Source organism: Ruthenibacterium intestinale (assembly GCF_040096265.1).
In the GTDB taxonomy this organism is placed as follows: domain Bacteria; phylum Bacillota; class Clostridia; order Oscillospirales; family Ruminococcaceae; genus Ruthenibacterium; species Ruthenibacterium komagatae.
In genome coordinates, this window is sequence record NZ_JBBMFA010000010.1 from 1 (window position 1) to 4,859 (window position 4,859).

Consider the following 4,859-nt stretch of genomic DNA (forward strand, 5'->3'; position numbering starts at 1 on the left):
AAGGCCACGCAAGCGCATGAAATGACAAATTCATTTATGTACTGCCAAATTTCGCATCCACCGCCGGACTGATCCTGTTGGGCGTATGGACTTTTTTTGACAGGTTAGGTGGTTGGAAAATGAAAAAGGACACAGCAAAACCTCCCGGACGCCGCCGTATCCTTAAAAAAGGGCGACTTTAACACACCCTCCGTATTCTCATTTTTCAAAAAGAAAACGGCGGCCTTGATTTCTCAAAACCGCCGTTAGGCTACTGTATTATATCAGGGCGCATGGATGACCAGCCGCCGAAACAACGGTTTTTTTTATTTCCGCTATTTGGGCAGGCCCTTATAAATCAATTAACTATTGCAAATCATTGATTAAATTTTCGGCATATTCCTTGGTCATATTTCCAAGTCTGATTTGTTCATCACAATAATCTTGAACCGCAGTTAAGCGTTCTTCTTCCGTGGCGAAACTTCCCAAATTGATTTCTTGCCCCTTTTGGTCAATGATCGTTGTAGTATATGTCACATCCACATCAGAATTAAGGTTATTGATAGTTATACTGAAGTTAGGATCATTTACGCCGTCAATAGTTCGCGATACTAATGCTCCATTTTTTATTGCTTCCAATTCCTCCTCGGCTTGAGCAATGCACTGATCGACCGTTTCCTGTGTCCATTCTACCCATTCGCCTTTTACGTTCTTATATTTTACACCGATAAGGCTTTGCCATACGGGTATCTGCTCTTCTAAATATTCCTTGTATTCTTCATAAGTCCAATAAACAATATCTAGCTGGGGATATAACTCGTTATATTTTTCTTCGGAAATCCAAGTTTCCCCATTATCTACACTGTGTTCGGTGCCGTTTCCCAAATTCCTGGTATAACCTACGAATTGAGCTGTATCAGTATTTTCATGATTTACATCGCTGCTGGCAAAGGCAGTTGTGGCACCAACCACTAGAACTAAAGCCAACGCACAAGTGATGATAGAAGTCTTTTTGAATTTCATAATTGCTTCAATCCTTTCTGAAATTGCATTTTTTCCGAAATGACTGTACAAAGCGGACATACCGCTTCTCCTTTCCTCCATTTTAATTAACATTAGCGCATAGGAGGAACGGTTTTTTGCACCCATCATACGGATAACCCAGGCATCGCACGACAATTCCACGTCCCGATTGGCAAGGACATACAATACCCAAGCCAGCGGATTAAACCAATGGATACAAAGCACAGCAGCAAAGAGAAGTTTTGTAATTGCGTCAAAGCGCCGAATGTGGACATATTCATGGGTCAGTACATACTTCAATGCCGCCTGGTCATTTCGGTCAAGTTTTTTGGGTAATAGGATCACCGGATGCAGGATGCCATAGGTTATCTGTCCTCATGCACCGCCTCCCTTGCACGTTCTTTCTTGTGGGACGGATGGCGGGCCAGTTCAGCGGCAGCCCGTTTGAGCTGTTCCCGGATGGGAACACGCTGGGACTTGGAACGCTTCAACACGCGCCGGGAATATTCCGAAAAGCAAGCGGTGATGGCGTCGGTCTGCCCGCTCTTGAAAAACAACAGGTATTTGTCCGGCCCGGTCTTATAAAAGGCATAGTCCACATTCCAGCGCCGGGCCACCCGGTCAAAGTCCTTTGGGGACTCCACCTCGATGCTGTTCGTGGCGGCCCCGTGGCCCATAAGCTGGCGCACCGTCTGTTTTCCGTGGGGTGTCTGGCGGGCCCGGTACGTTTTCTTAATCTTCCGGCCCACCGCCAGACACGCCTGGGCCAGCACTCGGCCCGTGAGCTTTGTTGCCTTGATGGAAACTGCTATGGTACGTCTGGAAACGTCCTCGTCAATCAGCCGTATCCCTCCTTTCCATGAAAAAAGCACCTCTGGACAAAACGTCCAGAAGTGCCGCTACCGCCCCTCGTGTTCCTTTTGGGTGATTTTCCGATAGCCCTCCAGGGAAGAGCCGTCAATAATTTCTTTGTAGGCCGCCATCTGCTCCCGCACCGAGAGCTGCGGAAAAGCGAAAACCTTGTGCTCGGCGGGAATGTCCTCGATCCCGTGGTAGTGCTCGATGAATTTGCCGCCGTTGTTCAGCACATAGCCGCCGGGGGCAAAGTGACCGTCCTCGTTGATCCGAATGTCCCTCCCGTATGCTTCATAATCGAAGTAAGGGAGCAGGTGCTCCGGCACGTCAATGGCCTCCATGTCCTCCACATAGATGCGGCCCAGGGTTTCATCGTCCCCCACACCGGGATAAAATTCGTAGCAGTCCAGGTTTTGCGCCAGATTGATAAGATCAGCCACACTGGAAGTATGTTCGCCGCTGTCAATGACGGCCTCAAATTTCTCCAGCTCACCTTGATCCAGTTCGGAGAGCAGACAGGCCAGATAATTGAGCTCGTCCAGGTTTTCATATTCTGTGAGATAGTCGTAGAGCCCCAGCACATCACCGTCAAAACTGGTTATGAAAAATTCCTCATAACGTACCCCGTCCACACCGATCCGCTTCAAAAGGGCCTGTACTTCTTCGGTAGTCGTGGGGAATTTCAGCGTTTCGCCAACCAGCTCACCCTCGTTGTACTTTCCCAGGTTGGTGATGTAGGCTTCAAACAGGGACGCCATCAGCACCGCCCCTGGCCCTTGACGGTCAGGATGCCCTCAAGGGTAGTCGCGGTGATCCCCAGGCGCTGGGCCACGGCAATATCATTTTTCATGGCCTCGGTCACGGAATGGCCGCACACCACCAGCACACGGGAGCGCCGGAGCAGATCGCGGCCCATGTCGATGCCGTTCTTGTGCTCCTCCGGCACCGCGTCATTGAGGAACAACGGCAGATAGAGCATAGGGCAGATGGGGGAATAGCCCGCATCGTAGACCACGCGGCAGTAATGCGCCGCCTGCTCCATATCCACCGCAGGATCACCGCGCCACGCAGCGGTGATATAAGCAAGGGATCGTTTCATTATCACACCTCCGATATTTATATAGGTAGTTCAACCCTATCCCCCCGCCCTTTCCCATTCATGGGAAAGGGGGCGGCTCTGGAGGATATACCCCCGCCGCCTTGCCGGAAATAGCACAGCCGGACCAGGCCGTCAAGGGCAAGCCGCCGCAAACGGCGGGCGTTCCGCCCCTTGACGGCCCGTTCCCGGCTGCGCTGCAAAATATCCGGCGACGGGGGATATATCACCACAGAGCCCATCCCCGGCGCGGGGAGTTCACCTCTGGACAAAATGTCCAGAAGCGGGGCCCGGTTACTTCTCCAAGTCCTTTTTCCTGTCCGGCTGCGCCAGTTCGGGCGGCTGTTTCTCTTTCCACTCGTCCAGCAGCGCCATGATCTGCTCTTTCATTTTGGCAGGAGTGACCTCCTTACCGAAATACTTAGACAGTTCAGCAGTCGAAATAATCACACCGCGCTCCTCCTTTTTTTCTTCACTCAAAATGCCGTCGATCACATCGCCGTTGAGCTTGCTCTCCTTGTCCAGCTCGTGGAGCCGCTTCGCTTGGGCCACCGAGGGGGAGGACTGCTCCCCATCAATGGAAACGGCAATCAGCCGCTGGTTTTCCGGCCTGATATACGAGATCTCCACCGCAGGCATAAAACCCATCTGCTTTGTGTCCACCTTGTCCAGAAGCTCCGGCACCAGGGAGTTGAGCCGGATATACCGCATGACCTTTTTATAGTTCATGTCGTGTTCCTTACCCACAATCTCCACCGAGAGCTTACCCAGGGCCTCTGCCTCTTTCTCACTTTTCGGGCGGGCCCCCTGGCGTTTAATGGCCTCCACCTCCAAATCCAGCAGCTTTGCCAGTTCGCTGGGGAGAGGATCGCCCCGCTGCTTGTTGCTGTTCCGCATTTCCCGGACAGCTTCAAGATCGGTCATTTCCCGGACGATGCAGGGCATTTCCTCCAGCCCGGCCCGTGTACCACCGTGATGGCGGCGGTGGCCCGCGATAATCTCATAGCCCTTGCCGTCTTTTTCCGGGCGGACGGTGGCAGGGGTCATAATGCCGTGTTCCTTGATTGTCCCCACCAGATCGTCCATCGCCTTATCGTCCTGCACCTTGTAGGGGTGCTCCCGGAACGTATGGAACGGGTGAAGCTCCGCCATTTTCAGATAGACGATTTTTCCCTCTTCCACCGGGCGGGGCGGCACGTCAGGCGTGGGCGGCAGATTGATCTCCGGCGGGACTGCCGCCTCCTTGACGGGAGCGGCCTTGTCCGGCTTTACCGCCTTAGCGGGTTTAGACACAGGCGCACCGCCGGAACCCGTTTCCTTGCCCTTGTCAGCTTTCTTACCTCTGGACACTTTGTCCCGAACAGCGGGCGGGGCCTCATCACGGGCCGCCTTGTCAACCTTAGACGGGCGGCCTGTGCGGGGCTCCGCCGCTTTCTCCTTTTTCCCCGCAGACACCGCAGCCTGCTCTTTCGGGGGACGGCCCCGGCGCTTTTTCGGCTTATCCGCCTCCGGCGCTTTCTTTTCCGGGGCGGTAGTAGAAGCCTCCTTGCCGTCCTTATCAGCGGCCTGGATGTCCGAAAGGTTGATCACCTTGCCGGACGGGGCGGGTGTATCTTCGCCCATGCCGGGAAGAACAGTCTGCTGTGTGTGCTTGTCGGCTGACGGCGGATCGGGCTCCACATGATCGGGGGCCGCTTTATCTTCACCAGAAACAGCAGGAGCATTATCTTCCTCCAGCGGTGGCAGATCACCCTGGCCGGGCGGGGATTGGGTTTCTGGGGTCTTATTTTCCTCCGGGCCCATGTTCACTTTTTCATCGGCCATTTGCTAACCTCCTTGTATTATAGAGTAGTAGTTATTAGAGCCCCTCTCCAAGGGCTGTGCTACACTGTAAGGGATGCTGTGG

Annotated in this window: 5 protein-coding genes; all 5 read right to left on the reverse strand. The window is 53.5% G+C overall.

Annotation, left to right across the window (positions count from 1 at the left end; translation table 11 throughout):
* Window positions 1–345: 345 nt before the first annotated feature.
* The gene (locus WMO24_RS00075; protein WP_349213969.1) at window positions 346–1,371 is read right to left on the reverse strand and encodes a M56 family metallopeptidase; all 1,026 of its coding nucleotides are present in this window, start codon (window positions 1,369–1,371) and stop codon (window positions 346–348) included.
* The gene (locus tag WMO24_RS00080) at window positions 1,368–1,874 is read right to left on the reverse strand and encodes a PcfB family protein (RefSeq protein WP_435413640.1); all 507 of its coding nucleotides are present in this window, start codon (window positions 1,872–1,874) and stop codon (window positions 1,368–1,370) included. The genes WMO24_RS00075 and WMO24_RS00080 overlap by 4 nt, the downstream gene beginning before the upstream one ends.
* A gap of 27 nt (window positions 1,875–1,901) precedes the next feature.
* Window positions 1,902–2,615, reverse strand: coding sequence for an antirestriction protein ArdA (locus WMO24_RS00085; RefSeq protein ID WP_349213966.1), 714 nt, complete (start codon window positions 2,613–2,615; stop codon window positions 1,902–1,904).
* Complete coding sequence (locus WMO24_RS00090) at window positions 2,615–2,956, reverse strand: DUF7768 domain-containing protein (protein WP_050618702.1); 342 nt, start codon at window positions 2,954–2,956, stop codon at window positions 2,615–2,617. Before WMO24_RS00090 ends, WMO24_RS00085 begins: the two co-directional genes overlap by 1 nt.
* Before the next feature lie 291 nt (window positions 2,957–3,247).
* Window positions 3,248–4,777, reverse strand: coding sequence for a ParB/RepB/Spo0J family partition protein (locus WMO24_RS00095; protein WP_349213967.1), 1,530 nt, complete (start codon window positions 4,775–4,777; stop codon window positions 3,248–3,250).
* Window positions 4,778–4,859 lie beyond the last annotated feature (82 nt).

Coding starts and splice junctions, on each gene's coding strand:
- WMO24_RS00085 (WP_349213966.1), bottom strand. CDS start 2,615: ATGGCGTCCCTGTTTGAAGCCTACATCACCAACCTGGGAAAGTACAAC.
- WMO24_RS00090 (WP_050618702.1), bottom strand. CDS start 2,956: ATGAAACGATCCCTTGCTTATATCACCGCTGCGTGGCGCGGTGATCCT.
- WMO24_RS00095 (WP_349213967.1), bottom strand. CDS start 4,777: ATGGCCGATGAAAAAGTGAACATGGGCCCGGAGGAAAATAAGACCCCA.